We start from the raw sequence: 721 nt of genomic DNA, 5'->3' as shown, positions 1-721 counted from the left end.
TTCTTTGGTAATATTGTTAGATAGCACACGACGTGTTTCTACACCATTGTCACTACTAATTTCTGTAATGATGGTACGCTGACCTTTCTCTCCTGCAATCAAGACCTTGGTTTGACCTTTTGGTAAGCTAGCACTATCCCTATATTCAGTAGTAAAGTCAGTCTCCTCTATACGGGTTTCCACACTTGGTTTTTCAACCATTGGCGATAGAGGACCATCTTCTGGAATAGTACGACCGATAACCTTCACACCCTGATAGATGATTGTTGGGGTTGCTTCTTGCACAATTTCACTGGTTTGAGAAAGGATAATTCCAGTACGTATACCGTGGTCTGTTTCATAGATAGTGATAATCTTACGCTGACCTGCACGACCTTGAACAGTCTGACTTTGACCTTTCAGGAGTGAAGGGTCTTCTCGGTACACAAGTACTGGTGCGATTTCTTCTGTGCTAACAACGTTTTCTCGACTCTTAATAGGCTTAGTACCAACTAGGGTAATTTCAGGTTGAGAGGCCACTACATTTTCCTCACGGACAGAGAGAACCTTGTCTGTTTTCACGCCATCTAATGTTTGGTATAGCTTCACAACAGTCTTAGAACCTGCACGACCTGACTGTTTCAGCTGAGTTTGATCTGTATAGAGATCAGAGCTAACCTCAGTCAAGCGTTCGTAAGGAATTGATACCGTTTCACGAACTTCTTCTTTCCCTTCTACAGCT

Annotated in this window: 1 protein-coding gene; it reads right to left on the bottom strand. The window is 42.7% G+C overall.

Annotated elements, in window-relative coordinates; genetic code table 11:
* Positions 1-721: G5 domain-containing protein (locus tag FBF73_RS09795; protein ID WP_169435219.1), on the bottom strand; the 721-nt coding region annotated here is incomplete at both ends.

Origin of the sequence: Streptococcus mitis (genome assembly GCF_005144795.1) — a bacterium.
GTDB lineage: Bacteria > Bacillota > Bacilli > Lactobacillales > Streptococcaceae > Streptococcus > Streptococcus mitis_BB.
The sequence above is the reverse complement of the archived record's forward strand: the minus strand, read 5'-3'. Positions and strand labels throughout refer to the sequence as shown.